The 16,757-nt window shown below is 65.9% G+C and carries 16 protein-coding genes and 1 tRNA gene; 2 read left to right on the top strand and 15 right to left on the bottom strand.

The window, feature by feature from the left end; translation table 11 throughout:
• Positions 1 to 5: 5 nt before the first annotated feature.
• Entirely contained in the window at positions 6 to 998 is a 993-nt protein-coding gene (locus OC373_RS12245; RefSeq protein ID WP_261997768.1) for an aldo/keto reductase, read from the bottom strand.
• 10 nt (positions 999 to 1,008) lie between these two features.
• Positions 1,009 to 1,605, bottom strand: coding sequence for a flavodoxin (locus OC373_RS12240; protein WP_261997767.1), 597 nt, complete (start codon positions 1,603 to 1,605; stop codon positions 1,009 to 1,011).
• Between the two features lie 74 nt (positions 1,606 to 1,679).
• Between OC373_RS12240 and OC373_RS12235 the strand changes: the two genes are divergently transcribed.
• Positions 1,680 to 2,573 (top strand): LysR family transcriptional regulator, encoded by an 894-nt coding sequence (locus OC373_RS12235; RefSeq protein ID WP_261997766.1) that lies wholly within the window; start codon positions 1,680 to 1,682, stop codon positions 2,571 to 2,573.
• A 3-nt stretch (positions 2,574 to 2,576) separates the two neighbouring features.
• Here OC373_RS12235 and OC373_RS12230 read toward each other — a convergent pair whose 3' ends face one another.
• From OC373_RS12230 to OC373_RS12215, 4 genes are all read right to left on the bottom strand, one after another.
• Entirely contained in the window at positions 2,577 to 3,719 is a 1,143-nt protein-coding gene (locus OC373_RS12230) for an aldo/keto reductase (RefSeq protein WP_315985460.1), read from the bottom strand.
• A 23-nt stretch (positions 3,720 to 3,742) separates the two neighbouring features.
• On the bottom strand, positions 3,743 to 4,897 hold the full coding sequence (locus OC373_RS12225; protein ID WP_261997765.1) for a carboxymuconolactone decarboxylase family protein: 1,155 nt from the start codon (positions 4,895 to 4,897) through the stop codon (positions 3,743 to 3,745).
• Positions 4,894 to 5,952 (bottom strand): alpha/beta hydrolase, encoded by a 1,059-nt coding sequence (locus tag OC373_RS12220; RefSeq protein ID WP_261997764.1) that lies wholly within the window; start codon positions 5,950 to 5,952, stop codon positions 4,894 to 4,896. Before OC373_RS12220 ends, OC373_RS12225 begins: the two co-directional genes overlap by 4 nt.
• Positions 5,953 to 6,172: 220 nt before the next feature.
• A complete protein-coding gene (locus tag OC373_RS12215) occupies positions 6,173 to 7,267 on the bottom strand; it encodes an alpha/beta fold hydrolase (RefSeq protein WP_261997763.1) in 1,095 nt (364 codons plus the stop codon).
• Between the two features lie 400 nt (positions 7,268 to 7,667).
• On the opposite strand from OC373_RS12215, the gene OC373_RS12210 reads away from it, so the two are divergent.
• The gene (locus tag OC373_RS12210) at positions 7,668 to 9,359 is read left to right on the top strand and encodes a hypothetical protein (protein ID WP_261997762.1); all 1,692 of its coding nucleotides are present in this window, start codon (positions 7,668 to 7,670) and stop codon (positions 9,357 to 9,359) included.
• A 120-nt stretch (positions 9,360 to 9,479) separates the two neighbouring features.
• Here OC373_RS12210 and OC373_RS12205 read toward each other — a convergent pair.
• From OC373_RS12205 to fabG, 9 genes are all read right to left on the bottom strand, one after another.
• Positions 9,480 to 9,554: transfer RNA gene (locus OC373_RS12205), tRNA-Val, on the bottom strand.
• Between the two features lie 65 nt (positions 9,555 to 9,619).
• Positions 9,620 to 9,973 carry a PilZ domain-containing protein gene (locus OC373_RS12200; protein WP_019185355.1) on the bottom strand — a complete coding sequence of 118 codons (354 nt, stop codon included), beginning with the start codon at positions 9,971 to 9,973 and terminating at the stop codon, positions 9,620 to 9,622.
• Complete coding sequence (locus OC373_RS12195) at positions 9,970 to 10,929, bottom strand: DNA polymerase III subunit delta' (RefSeq protein ID WP_019185354.1); 960 nt, start codon at positions 10,927 to 10,929, stop codon at positions 9,970 to 9,972. Before OC373_RS12195 ends, OC373_RS12200 begins: the two co-directional genes overlap by 4 nt.
• Positions 10,922 to 11,590 (bottom strand): dTMP kinase, encoded by a 669-nt coding sequence (gene tmk, locus OC373_RS12190; protein ID WP_261997761.1) that lies wholly within the window; start codon positions 11,588 to 11,590, stop codon positions 10,922 to 10,924. The genes OC373_RS12195 and tmk overlap by 8 nt, the downstream gene beginning before the upstream one ends.
• Positions 11,587 to 12,648, bottom strand: coding sequence for an endolytic transglycosylase MltG (gene mltG / locus OC373_RS12185; protein ID WP_261997760.1), 1,062 nt, complete (start codon positions 12,646 to 12,648; stop codon positions 11,587 to 11,589). The genes tmk and mltG overlap by 4 nt, the downstream gene beginning before the upstream one ends.
• A 66-nt stretch (positions 12,649 to 12,714) precedes the next feature.
• The gene (locus OC373_RS12180) at positions 12,715 to 14,070 is read right to left on the bottom strand and encodes an aminodeoxychorismate synthase component I (RefSeq protein WP_261997759.1); all 1,356 of its coding nucleotides are present in this window, start codon (positions 14,068 to 14,070) and stop codon (positions 12,715 to 12,717) included.
• Positions 14,071 to 14,165: 95 nt separating this feature from the next.
• Entirely contained in the window at positions 14,166 to 15,428 is a 1,263-nt protein-coding gene (gene fabF, locus OC373_RS12175; protein WP_070426749.1) for a beta-ketoacyl-ACP synthase II, read from the bottom strand.
• Between the two features lie 136 nt (positions 15,429 to 15,564).
• Positions 15,565 to 15,804, bottom strand: coding sequence for an acyl carrier protein (gene acpP / locus OC373_RS12170; protein ID WP_017357544.1), 240 nt, complete (start codon positions 15,802 to 15,804; stop codon positions 15,565 to 15,567).
• A gap of 153 nt (positions 15,805 to 15,957) precedes the next feature.
• Complete coding sequence (fabG, locus tag OC373_RS12165) at positions 15,958 to 16,701, bottom strand: 3-oxoacyl-ACP reductase FabG (RefSeq protein ID WP_261997758.1); 744 nt, start codon at positions 16,699 to 16,701, stop codon at positions 15,958 to 15,960.
• Positions 16,702 to 16,757 lie beyond the last annotated feature (56 nt).

Raw genomic sequence — 16,757 nt, 5'->3', positions numbered from 1 at the left:
CCCGCTCACTTGCCGGTCATCTTCAAAGCAGCTGCCGGCAAGCGCGCGCCGCTGATAGTGATCCGGGCCACGTCCGCATCGATACGCGCCAGGTCGGCCGCATCCAGCATCAGATCCACCGCACCCTGATTCTCATCCAACCGGTGAAGCTTGGTTGTACCGGGGATCGGCGCGATCCATGATCGCTGGGCCAGCAGCCAAGCCAGGGCCACCTGAGCAGGCGTGGCACCCTTCTCTGCCGCCACTGCCTTCACCACTGCGACCAATACCATGTTGGCCCGACGCGCTTCAGCGGAGAACCGCGGCACCGCATTACGAAAATCCGCTGGATCGAACTGCGTGTTCTCGTCGATCTTCCCGGTCAGAAACCCTGCGCCCAGCGGGCTGAAGGGTACGAAGCCAATGCTCAGCTCTTCAAGCAAAGGAAGAAGCACCTTCTCCGGTTCACGCCAGAACAGCGAGTACTCGCTCTGCACCGCCGTCAGCGGCTGCACCGCATGCGCCTTGCGGATTGTCTGCACACCCGCTTCGGACAAACCGAAATGCGCAACCTTGCCCTCTGCAATGAGCGCCTTCACCGTGTCGGCAACATCCTCGATCGGCACCGCCGGGTCAACACGATGCTGGTAAAGAAGGTCGATGCGCTCGGTGCGAAGCCGCTTCAGACTGGCCTCTACGGCAGCGCGGATGTGTGCGGGCTGACTGTTGGTACCTGTGCCGCGGGCACCCGTCACCGGGTCGATGTCAAAGCCGAACTTGGTGGCGATCACCACCCGGTCGCGAACAGGCGCCAGTGCCTCGCCCACCAGTTCTTCGTTGGCAAAGGGGCCGTAGGCTTCGGCGGTGTCGAAGTGGGTGATGCCACGCTCCACCGCCGCGCGGATGAGCGCAATCATGTCCTGCTTGTCTGCGGCCGGGCCATACGCCGCGCTCATACCCATGCAGCCCAAGCCGAGCGCGGAAACTTCAAGGCCTTGTCCAAGGGCACGGGTCTTCATGGTCGAATCCTCATCGGGCAGTGTGCGGAGTGGCCAACCAGGCGTTGACGCGCTCCATGGTTTTTCGTTCCTGGTCGGCCTGCATCACGAAGGCTTCCAGGATGCGTGCGTTGGGAGCGTGGCTGGCGACGACGCGCAGGCTGCTGCCCACCCCGAAGCCACCATGGGTGATGAACGGCACGATCGTCTTGCCCCTCATGTCGTGCTGCGACAACAGCGATCGAATGATCGGCGGCGCGGTCTCGCCCCAGATGGGGAAGCCCAGGTAGACGGTGTCATAGCGATCAATGCCGGCAATGCGGGCACGCAGCGCCGGTTTTACCCCGTCGTCGCGCTCCTGCCGCGCCTTTGCCACCGTTTCCAGATAGTCCGCCGGGTAGTCCACAGCCGGCTGTATCTCGAACAGGTCGCTGGGCATGCTGCGATGAATGAGGCCAGCAACGACCCGGGTGTTGCCCGAGCGCGAGAACCAGGCAACCAGTGTCCGTGCGTTTGATCGACCCGCGGCCGCGCCCTCCTGCGGCGCCGCGGCGGAGCATCCCAGCGGCAGCGAGGCCAGGGCGGCAACGACTGCCCGGCGACCGTGATTGGCGGTTGGCTTTGTCATGACGCCAATCTACGCCCCCCAAACACATTCTTGCAGAGGCATAATCGGATATCGCTTATATCCGGTGCGCATCAATGAGCGTAGAGAATTACGACCAGCTGGCCATGTTCGTCCTGGTGGCGCGGGAGCGCAGTTTTACCCGTGCTGCCGCCCAGCTGGGCATGTCCCAGCCTGCCCTGAGCCGATCGATGCGTCAGCTGGAAGAGCGCCTGGGTGTGCGCCTGCTTGCCCGGACCACGCGCAGCGTTTCGCCCACCGAGGCCGGAGAGCAGCTGCTGCGGGTGATTGCACCGCGCTTCGAGGAAATCGACACGGAGTTGGCCCAGCTCAACGCTTACCGCGACAAGCCCGCCGGTCGCCTCCGCATCACCGCGGGTGAGCATGCCGCGCTCACCGTGATGCAGCCGGTACTGGGCAGGCTGCTGCCGGCCAACCCCGACCTGAACATCGAGGTGATCGTCGACTACGGACTGACCGACATCGTGGCCGAGGGCTTCGACGCCGGTATCCGCATGGGTGAGCAGGTGGCCAAGGATATGATCGCCGTGCGCGTGGGGCCGGACCTGCGCATGGCAGTGGTCGGATCGCCTGCCTATTTCCAGCGCCACCCGAAACCGAAATCGCCGCACGACCTTACCCGGCACAACTGCATCACCATCCGCCTGCCGACCCACGGTGGCATTTTCGCGTGGGAGTTCGAAAAAAAGGACCAGGAGCTGAAGGTGCGGGTGGAAGGCCAGCTGGTGTTCAACAACATCGCCCTGCGCCTGGGCGCCGCGCTGGAGGGACTGGGGCTTGCCTACATGCCCGAGGATCTGGTGCGCGCCCATGTGCAGGCAGGCACCCTGGTCCATGTTCTGCAGGACTGGTGCCCCTCCTTCCCCGGCTACCACCTGTACTACCCCAGTCGCAGGCAGTCGTCACCGGCGTTCACCGTGCTGCGTGATGCATTGCGCTACCGGGAGTGAGCGTTAGCGCACAGGCGCCTCCACGTCGCTGTAAGCCTGCACCGCTGGCGGAAGGCGCTCGCCCTGCACTGCCACCGCGGCAACTGCGGCGTTGAGCTCCCGCAGCTCACCTGCGCTGAAGATCACCTCGCCTGCACCCAGGTTGTCCAGCAGATGTTCCATCTGCGTGGTACCGGGAATCGGCACAATCCAAGGTTGCTGTGCCATCAGCCAGGCCAATGCGACCCGTGCCGGCGTGGCCTGCTTTCGCGCGGCCCAGTCCCTGAGCAGGCGCACCAAGGCCAGGTTGTGTTCGATGTTCTGCGGGGTGAAGCGCGTTTCGATGCCGCGAATGTCACCTTCGGCAAAGCGTGTCCTGGCGTCGATCGCACCGGTCAGGAAGCCTACGCCCAGTGGGCTCCATGGCACGAATCCGATGCCCAGCTCGGCGCACGCAGCGAGCACCTTCTGTTCCGGTCCTCGCCAGAGCATCGAGTACTCGCTCTGCACAGCGGTCACCGGCAGCGCAGCGTGCGCGCGGCGAAGCGTCTTCAGGCCCATCTCGCACAGGCCCCAATGCAGCACCTTGCCCTCGGTCATCAGGTCCTGGATCGCACCGGCCACGTCTTCGATCGGCACCTGCGGGTCCACGCGGTGCTGGTACAGCAGGTCGATGCGGTCGGTACGCAGCCGCGTGAGCATGCCCTCCACTGCCCGTTTAATATGCGCTGGCCTGCTGATCAGGCCCGGGCCACGCGCGCCGGTTTCCAGGTCGATGTTCCAGCCGAACTTGGTGGCGATCACCACCTCGTTGCGGAAGGAGGCGACGCCTTCCCCCAGGATTCGTTCCACTTCATGCGGGCCATAGGCCTCGGCTGCGTCGTAGAACGTCATCCCGCGATCGAACGCGGCACGGATGATGCGGTGCATCTCGATGCGCGAGGGGATGGTGGTCTGGTAGGTGCGGCTCATGTTCTGTACGCCCAGCCCGATGCTGGAGACCTGCAGCGTTCCCAGCATGCGGCGGCCGTCCATTTTCCGCGCTGCAGCTGCGGGGGATGCGTTGGCCGTGGACGTAGCCAGCGCGCCTGTCAGCGGCAGCGCCGCCAGCGCAGCCGCGCCCGTCAGGATGGAGCGGCGTTGCGGGTTGTTGGGCAGTGTGCTCATTGCGGTCTCCATGAACGGCATGGTCAGGGCGAAGGCGGCGGGGTCTGTTCCAGCGCCTGCACTGCACGGGCGGATGCGGCCGCGTAACCGCTATGGGCCAGCAACTGGGCCAGGTGGTGCAGCTGTGCGCGGCTGAGGCCCACGCGCTGGCTGGCCGCCATGTGCGAGCGCAGCTGCGCCTCCACGCCTGGCATCACTGCCAGTGCACCCACCGTCGCCAGTTCACGGCTTTGCCAGTCCAGGTTGTCGCGCTCGAAGATGTCGCCGAACAGGTGCGTCTGCAGGTACTGGTTGATGATGGGGGCGAAGTCCATGATTGGCCCGGCCACCGGGGCGCCGGAGATCCGGGTCTGATTGGCGGTGCCCACCGCGCGCAGTGCGTCGCCCACGGGAATCTCCCCGGTGGGCGACTGACCGGGCGCGGTGGCGATGCCCTGCGCCTCACGTGCGCGCACCACGTTCATCAGCTCGCCCAAGGCGTTGAGGCTCTTCGGGAACCCCGCATAGGCATACAGCTGCACGAGCACTTCCTTTGTCTCGCTCAGCGTCAGGCCTGCATCCAGTCCCCGGCGCAACGCGGCAGTGAGCTGCGGCATGTCGCTGCTGGCGGCGGCGGCCGCAATCAGCGGGATCGCCTGCTGCCTGGGCGAAAGCGGCCCGGCAACGGAAGCGACGATGCCTGCTGACGCCTCGCGATACTGGTCATCACTGACCTGCTCCAGCCACGCCACCGACTTGCCGTCTGCTACCCCGGTCACTGCAAGGTGGGTCATCGCGCTGTGCGGTGCGGCGCCGTGCCAATGCTTGACTCCCGCAGGACACACCACCACATCCCCAACGTGTATCTGCTGCACCGGCTTGCCCCATTCCTGGGTCAGCCCAACGCCGGAGGTAACCACCAGTCGCTGACCGGCGGGGTGCGTGTGCCAGGCCGAGCGCGCACCCGGCTCGAAGCTGACGTATGCCGACGAAGCCTGCACCTCCTCGTCCGCCAGGAACAGCGGATCGACCCGCACCTTGCCGACGAAGGTCGCTGCCGGACCGGCAACGGACGACTGGGTTCCCGCTCGGGTGACCTGCTGCGTGGGGGGTTCGACCGCGCCGGCGAATGGCGCCGCCACGCTTAACGCCGCGCCCAGCAGCGCACTCTGCGCGGTTGATCTGCGAGGCGCGCTCATGGCGCAAGCGTCCGGCTGTAGAACGTGGTCAGCGAGGCGACGGCGGCATCCACGTACTTCGGCACCCAGTAGGTTTCGATATGCGTAGCGCCGTCCAGCAGCACCAGTTGTTTGTCGGAGGTACCGGTCGCCTTGGCGAAAGCGTCCTGGGTCATGTACAGGCTGTCAGCCTTGCTGCCGGCAATCATCAGCAGCGGCTGGTTGATGAGCTCGATCTGGTCGGTGGCGTCCCAACGCATCAGGTCCAGCAGGCTGCTGGTGGTGTAGCGGAAGGTGGAGTTGGGATGGGCGTGCGTCTTCCAGTAGTACGCATAGCCCTGCCGATACAGATCGAAGGGAAGCTTGGCGATCTGTGCGTCGGTGAGATTGGCGTCGCCGGAGTACAGCACTTCGCCGCCGGCAGCTTCCTGTGCCCGCGCATTCGAAGCCTGCTGCAGGCGCTGCTGGAGGGTGTCCAGCTGCGAGTCGGCATAGCCGTTGCGGCGTACACGGCCAGAGTTGAACATGCTGATCGTGGCCACAGCCATGAACCGCTTGTCGGTCTGCGCGGCCGCCAGCGAGTAACCGCCGCCGCCACAGATGCCCAGCAAACCCAGGCGCGTGGTGTCGACCCAGGGGAATCGACTGATGAAGTCCGCCATGCCGTGGATGTCTTCGATGCGGTGGGACGGCGTGTCCACGCTGCGGGGCTGGCCGCCGCTCGCCCCCTGATAGGCCGCATCGGCGGTGATGGCGATGTAGCCCTGCTCGGCCAAACGCTGCGCGTACAGGCCGGCCACCTGCTCCTTGACCCCACCATTGGGGTGGGCGACCACGATGGTCGGGTATTTCCGCGCGGCATCGAAGTTGGCCGGCGTGTAGAAGTTCGCGGCGATCTCGATTCCATTCAGCGGATAGGACACCGAGTGGACGTTGACCTCGCTGGGCACATTCCGCGTGATCGCACCTTCGTAGGCCAATGTGAAGGGGTTGAGCGTGTAGTCGGCGGCGGCCGCGTTGCCTGCCGCCAGGCCAAGAGACATCGCCAACAGCGTGGCGTGCACGATGTGCTTCATTCCAGTGCTCCCAGTTCGGACGTTACCCCTGCCGGTGCATGTGGCGCGCCCACGTTGGCGGGGGATCAGGCGTAAAACTAACCGCCGTGCACTCATGGAAAAAGAGCATCAGCCGGATATCACTCATGCATGAATGATATGAATTGTGGATCGGCAAGCGTCGCAGCACCGGCGCGCCACATGCCTTTGATGGCGCAATCACTGCACGACGCATTCCGGCTCAATGATCCAGATTCTTCTTCGCCAGAAACTCACTCACCAGATCGGCGATCTGAACGTTGTTGAGGTCCGAGAACAGGAAGTGGCTGTTGCCACGGATTCCCATGTCCGGCAAATGGATCAAGGTCACGTCCCCACCCTGCCGATTGACCGCGTCGCGCCAGGCGCGGGCCATTTCCAACCGCGCCCGCCAGCTGTCCTGCGCGGGCAGGTCAACGGGCTTGTCAGGGATGTTGTCGCCATACAGCACCAAAATGGGGATCCGCGTCAGCGCCTTGAACGCCTCGGGAGACACTACGGCGGGTGCGACGGTATCGAACGCACTGGGAATCGGTACCGGCGCATCGTCCTTGGCAAACACGAAGCTGCTGCCGGGCTCGAAGGCGACGATTGCGCGAACATTTGGGCTCTTTATCGCCGTCATCCAGCCAGGGCCTCCCGCCTGCGAATGGGTAAACAGGATCGCGGGCCCTGTTTTCTGCAGGACGGCAGCTACTCCGTCAGAGACTACCCCGAGGTCGAACGACCCCGTATTCGGCGTGACCGAACGGAAAAACTGGTCCAGCGTGGCCTCCCCTGTCGGGAACTGACTGCCGCCGAAGTACGTCGGCCAGAGGCCGATTCGGAACTGGTTGAACCACATCTGATCGTCTGCGACAGGCTTCAGCGTGGACTCGACCATGCTTCGGCCGGCTTTGCCTCGCCGTGGCTGATCGATCAGGTAGGTAGTGAAGCGACGACGCAGGAACAGGTTCTGGAAGCCCTCGCGCCCATCGGCCGTCGTTTCCCAACTCTTGGACGACTGGCCCGCACCGTGCCACATCACGATCGACAGCGGACGCGCATTCACCGGCTTCTGGTAGAAGGCATAGACGTGATCACCGTGGTAGCTCTGGCCCTCCGGATTGGACGGTTTCAACGGATCGAACGTGCCAGGTTCCGTCTTTTCCATGCCACCTGCGAGGAAACTCCCCTGCGCCTCGATCTGCAGTGGCTCGTTGGCCATGGCGGTCGTGGAACAGAGTGAAACCACCATCCAGATCAGTGTGGAGGGAAAGCCGGGCAGCAGAGTGCGAAGGCGGGTGCGTGTCTGCATGGGTCACTCCGTGACAGATTGTCAGGGGAATCTACCGTCGGGGCCATGTTGGAAGAAGCGCGCACGCGCATATCACTCATGCATGGGGGGTATATATTCCACATCTACGGCATGGCAGTGGCCAGCAGGTGCACATCGTCGAGCGATACAACAAGGCGAGCTCGTAAGCGGGCAGCGAGCTGGGCGCGCCGGGCATTCGCGATTGCTCAGCGCGGCAAAGGAGGCGCATCTCGGCGTCCGCCCAGAAACGGACACTGTCAGCGATTGGCGCCTTTCTATTGTACGGAAAGTCCGCGATCGACCGGAAAAGCAGACCAGCCTGACTCTTCAGCACGGACTGCATCGTTGGAAGCAGTTGCTACCATTGCAAGCCACTCCTCCTTGGAAGGACGTCGCCCGCATGCCTTTCCTCCCGGCGTTTCGCCGAGTCGCAGCGCTGACGCTCGTGGCATTGCCAGTCTGCCCGTTCGCTACCTTGTCAGCGGCGGAGCCTGTTTCTCAGACCAGCGCCTTCATCCACCCCATCAACCGTGCCAAAGACGCCCCGTTGGCAAGCCTGGGCAGCGATGGATTGCTTCGCTATGGCGTGTATACCGAGCGCGGTGGCGATCAGGCCCGCAACATCGTCCCGGACTTCTCCCGCGCCGGGTACCAGGGAGGCGGCGTCAGCCTGCCCATCCGCTCCAGCATTCCTGTCATCGAGATCCTTGAGCCATCCAGCGCGGAGGATGACTATCCCCGCATCCAGGCAGCGATCGATGCGGTCTCCCTACGTGCCATGGACAGCCGGGGCCTGCGCGGCGCGGTCCTGCTCCGTCGCGGCCACTACAGGGTGAGCAGGACGCTGACCATCCGTGCAGGCGGCGTAGTGCTGCGCGGTGAAGGGCGAGGTGCAGACGGCACGGTGATCCGCTCCGAAATCAGCGAGCGACAGGGCAGAATTCTTGACGTGGGGAACAGCGAATCCGCGGTCCCCCGCGCAGCGTTGGACGCACGCCGTACCGCAATCAACATGGACTACGTCCCGGTGGGGGCGATGCGGATCAAGTTAACGTCCGCAGCCGGCTATCGCGTGGGCGATACGGTGTCGATCGCGAGGGAACCCAACGCGCGCTGGGTCGGCCCAGAGGGCATCGATACCGCGCGATACCGGTGGACGGCCAGCGACTACGCCATGTACAGCGAACGCGTCGTCACCGCGGTAGACCATGACACGATCACTCTCGATGCCCCCGTCATGGATGCCATCGAGGCCCGGTTCGGTGGCGGCAGCGTCTATCGCACGGATCCGATCCGTATCTCGCAGGTTGGCATCGAAGACCTCCGCCTTGAAGGTGACCCCGAGACCGGTACGGTCAACGGCACCGCCGATGCCGGCCCCTTTACCGCACTCCGCCTGGGTGCAACCTACAACTCATGGGTTCGCGATGTAACCGTGCGTTATGTATCGCATGGCTTCGTGACCCGTAATGGCGCGCAGTTCAATACCCTGCAGGACATCGCCTATCTCGACCCGAGGTATGGCGAGACCCAGGGCGCCCGCCGCTATGTGTTCCTGTACGAGGGCAACGCCGCCTTCAATCTGATCCAGCGCTGCTACAACCAAGGCGGCCGGCATACCTTCGTCATCGGTGCACGGGTGCCCGGCCCCAACGTGTTTCTGGACTGCCTGGCCGTGGGCGACAGCAACGACAGCGGCCCCCATCACCGCTGGTCCACCGGCACGCTGTACGACAACACCAAGGGATACATGCTGCGGGCGCAGAACCGCCGGTACAGCGGCACGGGACACGGGTGGGCAGGCGCACAGCAGATGTTCTGGAACACCGAGCACGACATCTACGTAATCCAGGCGCCGCCCTTCGCGATGAACTGGAGCGTGGGACAGGTGGGCGCTATTGCACCCGGGAAATTCCCGCCGGAGGAGCCAGCGGGGATCGTGCAGTCGATGGGCCAGGTGGTGACACCTCGCAGCCTGTATCTGCAGCAGTTGCGTGATCGTCTGGGCGAACAGGCGGTGGTCAACGTCACCACGGAAGCGCAACGTGACGGGCGCATCTGGGACAGCCTGGCCGATGGTGCGGGGGAATAGCGCTCATAGCGGAGAGCGCTGGCAGCCAACGCATTGACGATCAGCTCCGCGATAAGCGGCAGGTGGGGCGCACAACCAACAAAAAAGCCCCCGTTTCCGGAGGCTTTTTCGACTGAATCATGGTGGGCGGTACAAGGTTCGAACTTGTGACCCTTGCCGTGTGAAGGCAATGCTCTACCGCTGAGCTAACCGCCCGATGCTGCTGAGCCGCTCATTATAGGGCGGCAAATTTCGACGTCAACGGTTTCGCCGAAATTTCTTCACATCGTGTGCGTGGGCTTGTCCGCGGTCAGGATGCCGGCCAGCAGGGTCTCGATCCGATGGCGGACGGTCTCCCCTTCCGCACCATCGGCCAGCTGTACGCCGATGCCTGCCGCGCGGTTGCCCTGGGCCCCGGCGGGGGTCACCCAGATCACCTTGCCGGCCACCGGCAGGCGCTCGCCGGAGTCCGGCAGGGTGAGCAGCAGGAACACCTCATCGCCCAGGAAGTAGCGCTTGGGCGTGGGCACGAAGATGCCGCCGTTCTTCACGAACGGCATGTAGGCGCTGTACAGCGCGGCCTTGTCCTTGACGGCAAGGGACAGGATGCCCTGTCGGGCGTTGGTGGCGCTCATGCTCTATTCCCCTTGGCGTGCCGTTCGTTGACCTTTCCCCAGGCCAGCAGCAGCTCCACCACCGCAAGATCGGCGCGCACCGTGGTGCGCAGCAGGTCGCGGGTGCGGTTGGCCGCATCGAACCAGGCGGCCAGCTTGTGCAATCGATCGGGATCGGTCAAGCCACCGCCGGTGGCCTGGGCCAGGGCGAGATCGGCGGCGTGGCGCAGGCGCAGGGCGGCGTTGTCGTCGGCGGTCCAGCGCTGGGCCAGTTCCACCGCGCCGGCGCGGCCGGCGACGAGCGCTTCCAGATCCGTAGCGACCTGGCGGCGCAGGGCCAGGCCGTCCTCGCGCAGCCACTGGTCGGCCAGGCCGGGATGGCCACGCGCGGCGTCCAGCGCTTCGCGGGCGCTGGCCTCGCTGTGGCCCAGGGTCTGCAGCCAGGCGAGCGCTTCCTCGCGCGGCGGCAGCTTGAACTCCAGGCGCTGGCAGCGGCTGCGGATGGTGGCCGGCAGTCGGGCGGGGTCGGCGCTGATCAGCCACAGGTAACGGCCGGGCTGCGGCTCTTCCAGGGTCTTGAGCAGGGCGTTGCAGGCGGCGCGGTTGATGGCGTCGGCAGGATCGACGATCACCACCTGGGCCACGCCGTACTGGGGGGTCAGCGAGAGCTTCTGCGAGACCTCGCGGATCTGCTCGATCACGATTTCGGTGCGCAGCTTGTCGCCGGATTTGTTGGGAATGAACGAGATCCGCTGCAGGTCCGGGTGGGTCCCCGCGGCCAGCAGCTGGGCGCTGCGCTTGGCCGCGGCAGGTTCGCCCTGCCCCAGCACGTGCTCGGCCAGCCGCAGCGCGACGCCCAGCTTGCCCAGGCCGGCCGGGCCGCAGAACAGCAGGCCATGGCCGAGGCGACCGGCGTCGAGCGCGGCCACGGTCTGGTCATAGGCGCGCTGCTGCCAGGGGGAAAAGGGTTCAGCCACGTTCCGGCTCCTGTGCCAACCATGCCGCCACGGCCGCCACCACCGCGCTGGCGACGCCGGCCTGGTCCTGGCTGGCGTCGATCAGGCGGTAACGTGCGGGGTCTTCGCTGGCACGCTGGCGGAAGACCGCGCGCACCCGCTGGAAGAAATCATCGTGCTCGCTTTCAATGCGGTCCGGCCACAGGTCGCGGCCGTTGGCGCGCGCACGGCCGACCGCCACGTCCACATCCAGCAGCAGGGTCAGGCCGGGCAGCAGGCCGACGGCGCGGCGCTCCAGATCGGCGATCCACGCCGGGTCCAGGCCGCGGCCACCGCCCTGGTAGGCGTAGCTGGAATCGGTGAAGCGGTCGCACAGCACATAGGCGCCGCGCTGCAGCGCCGGGGCGATCACCTGGCGCACGTGCTGGGCGCGGGCGGCGAACACCAGCAGCAGCTCGGCTTCGGCCGAGAGCGGCTCGGCGGCGATCTCCGCGTCCGGCTTGAGCACCAGCGCGCGGATGCGCTCGGCCAGGGCGGTGCCGCCGGGCTCGCGGGTCAGCACCACCTCATGCCCACGCGCCTGCAGGGCCTCGCGGATCGCGTTGATGGCGGTGGTCTTGCCGGCGCCCTCGCCCCCTTCCAGGCTGACGAAGTGCGGGTGCCGGTGCAGCGCGGGACTCATTGGGGGGCGGCCTCGTTGGTGCGTTTGCTGCGCAGTTGCTGCAGGTAGCGGGCAACGGCGGCGTTGTGGTCGGTGTAGTTGGCCGAGAAGATGTGCGCGCCACTGCCATCGCCCACGGCCACGAAGTACAGCGCGTCCCCCTTGGCCGGCTGCGCGGCGGCATGCAGCGCGTCACGCCCGGGCATGGCGATCGGGGTCGGGGTCAGGCCGGCGCGCGTGTACGTGTTGTACGGCGTATCGGTGGTGAGGTCGCGCTTGCGGATGTTGCCGTCGTAGCTGCTGCCGATGCCGTAGATCACGGTGGGGTCGGTCTGCAGGCGCATGCCGATCTTCAGGCGGCGCATGAACACCCCGGCGATCTGCGGGCGCTCGCTGGGCAGTGCGGTTTCCTTCTCGATGATCGAGGCGAGGATCAGCAGCTCATACGGCGAGTTCAGCGGCAGATCGTCCACGCGGCTGTCCCACGCGGCGGTGAGTTCTTTTTCCATCGCGGCATGCGCGCGCTTGAGCACGTCGATGTCGCTGTCACCGCGCTGGTAGACGTAGGTCTCGGGCAGGAAACGGCCTTCCGGGTGTTCGCCGGGGAAGCCGATTGCCTTCATCAACGCGGCATCGTCCAGATCATCGGTGGTATGCACCAGCGGATCGGCACGCTTGAGCGCGGCGCGAAGCTGACGGATGTTCCAGCCCTCCACGATGGTGACGCGGTGCTGCAGGACGCTGCCCTGGCGCATGCGGGTCAGCAGCTCGCGTGGGGTCAGCGCCGGATCGAGCGCGTATTCGCCCACCTTGAGCTTGCCAGCGGCATCGAGCTGGCGCGCCAGCAGCTGCCACTGGGTGTCGCTGCCTTCGTCCACGCCGGCCTGGCGCAGCTTGCCGAGCACGGTGCTGAAGCCGTCCCCCGAGGCGATCACCACGCTCTCCGCACTGGGGGTGACCGGCGCATCGGCGAACGCGCCCTGGCGATGCCAGAACCATGCGCCTGCGGCCGCGACCAGCAGGGCCAGCACCAGCAACACGGCCAGTACGGCCAGACATCCCCGTTTCGCACCCGCCATGGTCACCTCGAATCAAATTCTTCGCCGCGCAGCATACCGCGCGGGTACTGCACACCGCCAAACGGCTCAGGCATCGCTGCCCAGCGCCCGCAGCAGGCCACGGGCCTTGGCGCGGGTCTCGTCCAGTTCCTTGTCGGCCACCGAATCGACCACGATCCCGGCCCCGGTGCGGAAGCTGGCGGTATCGCCGGCCACTTCGGCGGTGCGGATCAGGATGTTCAGGTCCAGGTCGCCATCGCGGTTCAGCCAGCCGAACGCGCCGGTGTAGGCACCGCGCGCGGTCTGCTCCAGCTCGGCGATGATCTGCATGCAGCGCACCTTCGGGCAGCCGGTGATGGTGCCGCCGGGGAAGGTCGCGGCGATCACCTGGCCGGGGCTGACGTCCTCGCGCAGGCGGCCACGCACGTTGCTGACGATGTGGTGCACGTGGGCGTAACTCTCCACGGTCATCAGTTCATCCACCTCCACGCTGCCCGGTGCGCAGATGCGGCCGAGGTCATTGCGCTCCAGGTCGATCAGCATCACGTGCTCGGCGCGCTCCTTGGGATGGCCGACCAGTTCCTGGATCCGCGCGGCATCGTCGTCGCCAGCGAAACGCGGGCGGGTGCCGGCGATCGGGCGGGTCTGCACGTCATCGCCATGCACCGAGACCAGCCGCTCGGGCGAGGAGCTGACCACCGCCCTGCCCTGCGCCATGAACAGCCCGGCGAACGGCGCCGGGTTGGCCACGCGCAGCTGCGCGTACAGCGCCTGCGGCGAGAGCGCCTCGGTGAACTGCGCGCTCCAGCGCCGCGAGAGGTTCACCTGGAACACGTCGCCCGCGCGCAGGTAATCGATCACCTTGCCGACGCCGTCGGTGAAGCGCGGTGGCGCGTCTTCGCCGATCGCCACCGGAGGCTGCCAGGTTGGCAACGGGGCCAGCGCGGCGGCCGCGGCAAGGTCGTCCTGCAGGGTCTGCAGCAGCGCGACCTGACCGCTCTCGCACACGGCATGGAACTGGCCGAGCACGCGGTCGTGCAACACCGCCGCCGGGCAGCGCAGCGCCAGCGCGGACGGCAGGCCATCGGCGCGCGCCGGCAAGGCCAGCACGTCTTCGATCTGCCCGGCCAGTTCGTAATCCAGCATCAGTGCCCAGCCACCGCGGAACGGCAGTGTCGTCTCCTCGCGCGGCAACCGCAGGGCGGCCCAGTGCGCGTCGAGCACGTCGAGGAAGCGGCCGTCCTGCGCCACGCCATCGGCATCACGCACCACGCCGTCGGCGTGCAGCGCGAGCGCTTCGCCGCTGCCCATCAGCAGCAGGTCCCAGCGCCCCTGCGCGGTGCCCGAGGCGGTGGACTCCATCAGCAGCGGGTAGCGCTGCGGGGCCAGGCGCTGCAGGGCCAGCAGGTCGGTGGTGGCGGGCAGCGGAAGCGTCTGGAACATGACAGGACACCGGAAGGGCGCGCAGCGTGCGCGGGGGCCAGATACACCAAGGCCGCCATGATGGCGGCCCGGGTGGGAGTGCACGGAACGGGCGGTCAGACGCGCTTGAACACCAGCGTGCCGTTGGTGCCGCCGAAGCCGAAGCCGTTGGACATCACCACATCGACCTTGGCCTCGCGTGCGGTGTTGGGCACGTAATCCAGGTCGCAGCCCTCGCCCGCTTCATGCAGGTTGATGGTCGGCGGAATGATGTTGTCGCGCAGCGCCAGCACCGAGAAGATCGCCTCCACGCCGCCGGCCGCGCCGAGCAGGTGGCCGGTCATCGACTTGGTGGAGCTGACCATCATCTTGTAGGCGTGGTCACCGAAGGCGGTCTTCATGGCCATGGTTTCACCCAGGTCGCCCAGCGGCGTGGAGGTGCCGTGCGCATTGAGGTAACCGACCTGCTCCGGGGTCACGCCCGCGTCCTTCAGCGCCATGGTCATGCAGCGTGCCGCGCCTTCGCCGTTCTCGCTCGGGGCGGTCATGTGGTACGCGTCCGAGCTGGCGCCGAAACCGGCCAGCTCGGCATAGATGCGCGCGCCACGTGCCTTGGCGTGCTCGTACTCTTCCAGGATCAGGATGCCGGCGCCGTCGCCCAGCACGAAGCCGTCGCGTTCCTTGTCCCACGGGCGCGAGGCTTCCGCCGGTGCATCGTTGCGGGTGCTCATCGCCTTCATCGCGCAGAAGCCGCCCAGGGCGGTCGGCGAGGAGCCGCGCTCGGCACCACCGACCACCATCACGTCCGCATCGCCGTACTGGATCATGCGCATCGCGGTGCCGATGGAGTGGTTGGAGGTCGCGCAGGCGGAGACCGCCGAGAACGACGGACCCTTCAGGCCGGTGATGATGCTCAGCTGGCCCGGGAGCATGTTGATGATGGTCTTGGGCACGTAGAAGGGCGAGATCTTCTTGCCCTCGTGGAAATCGATGGTCTGCTCTTCGATGCCCAGCAGGCCGCCGATGCCCGCGCCCACGATGGCGCCGACGCGCTCGGCGTTGCCGTCGGTGATCTCCAGGCCCGAATCGTTCAAGGCCATGAAGGCGGCACCGAGGCCGTAATGAATGAACGGGTCCATCTTCTTGGCATCCTTGCCAGTGACCCGGAATTTGCCGAACTGTTCGTTGTCGGCGGTGATGTCGAAGTCCCTGACCTCACCTGCGATCTTGGTGGTGAAACGGTCCAGGTAGGACTGCGAAACGTTGGTCAGCGGACCGATGCCGGAACGGCCTTCGGTGATGCCCTTCCAACTGCTGGCCATATCATTGCCCAATGGCGAGACCATGCCCATGCCGGTAACGACGACGCGACGCTTCATTGCAGATTCTCCTGACCCGGGTGTTGCGGGTATCACGCGGTATAACGCTCAAAAGCACAGGGCCGCAAGCGCGGCCCCATGGGTTTGCCGCACGCGGTCGCAGCAATCGCCACGGCCGCGCGCGAGCCGCCTGACATCAAGCCTTGACGTGGGCGTTGATGTAGTCGATCGCAGCCTGCACGGTGCTGATCTTTTCGGCTTCTTCGTCCGGGATTTCGCACTCGAACTCTTCTTCCAGCGCCATCACCAGTTCAACGGTGTCCAGCGAGTCAGCGCCCAGGTCATCGACGAACGATGCGCTGTTGGTGACTTCCTCTTCCTTGACGCCAAGCTGTTCGACGACGATTTTCTTGACGCGTTCTTCGATGGTGCTCATTGGATATCGCTCCAGATGGAGTAGTGGTTCAAAAATGACGCCATCCGGTGAGGGATGACCGTGGGATAGTGTAGTGGAAACCAGCGACACCTTGCATTGCAGCAAAACATCAAACGGATCAACCACTTGCGGCGCACTCCTTGCGCCACATGCTTACGGCATGTACATGCCGCCGTTCACATGGAGGGTTTCGCCGGTGATGTAGCTGGCCGAAGGACCGGCCAGGAACGCCACCGCGTTGGCGATATCGGACGGCTCGCCGAGCCGCTCCAGGGCGATCGACTTGACCAGGCCGGTGCGCTGCTCTTCCGGCAGGGCCTTGGTCATGTCGGTGTCGATGAAGCCCGGCGCGACCACGTTGACCGTGATCCCGCGCGAGCCGATTTCCTTGGCCAGCGACTTGGAGAAGGCAATGATGCCGGCCTTGGCCGCGGCGTAGTTGGCCTGGCCGGCATTGCCGGTCACGCCGATCACCGAGGCGATGTTGATGATGCGGCCCTTGCGCGCCTTCATCATGCCGCGCATGACGGCCTTGGAGGTGCGGAAGACGCTGGTCAGGTTGGTGTCCAGGATCGCCTGCCAGTCTTCTTCCTTCATCCGCAGCAACAGATTGTCGCGGGTGATGCCGGCGTTGTTGACCAGGATGCTGATGGCGCCGAATTCCTTGGCGATACCGTCCAGCACGGCCTCCAGCGCAGCAGCGTCGGTGACGTTCAGCGCGCGGCCGTGGCCACCCACGGCAACCAGGCGCTCACCAATGGCGGCGGCACCGGCGTCGGTGGTGGCGGTGCCGATGACGGTCGCGCCCTGCGCGGCCAGTGCGTCGGCGATCGCGGCACCGATACCCCGGCTGGCGCCGGTGACCAGTGCGATTTCACCCTGAAGGGGCTTGCTCATCTCATTTCCTCGAACGGGATCGGCCTGGCCGGTCTGGCGCGAGGCCAGTCCAGCGC

Source organism: Stenotrophomonas sp. Ste96 (assembly GCF_024519495.1).
GTDB classification, from domain to species: domain Bacteria; phylum Pseudomonadota; class Gammaproteobacteria; order Xanthomonadales; family Xanthomonadaceae; genus Stenotrophomonas; species Stenotrophomonas bentonitica_A.
Note: the sequence above shows the minus strand (reverse complement) of the source record. Positions and strands in the feature narration are given on the sequence as shown.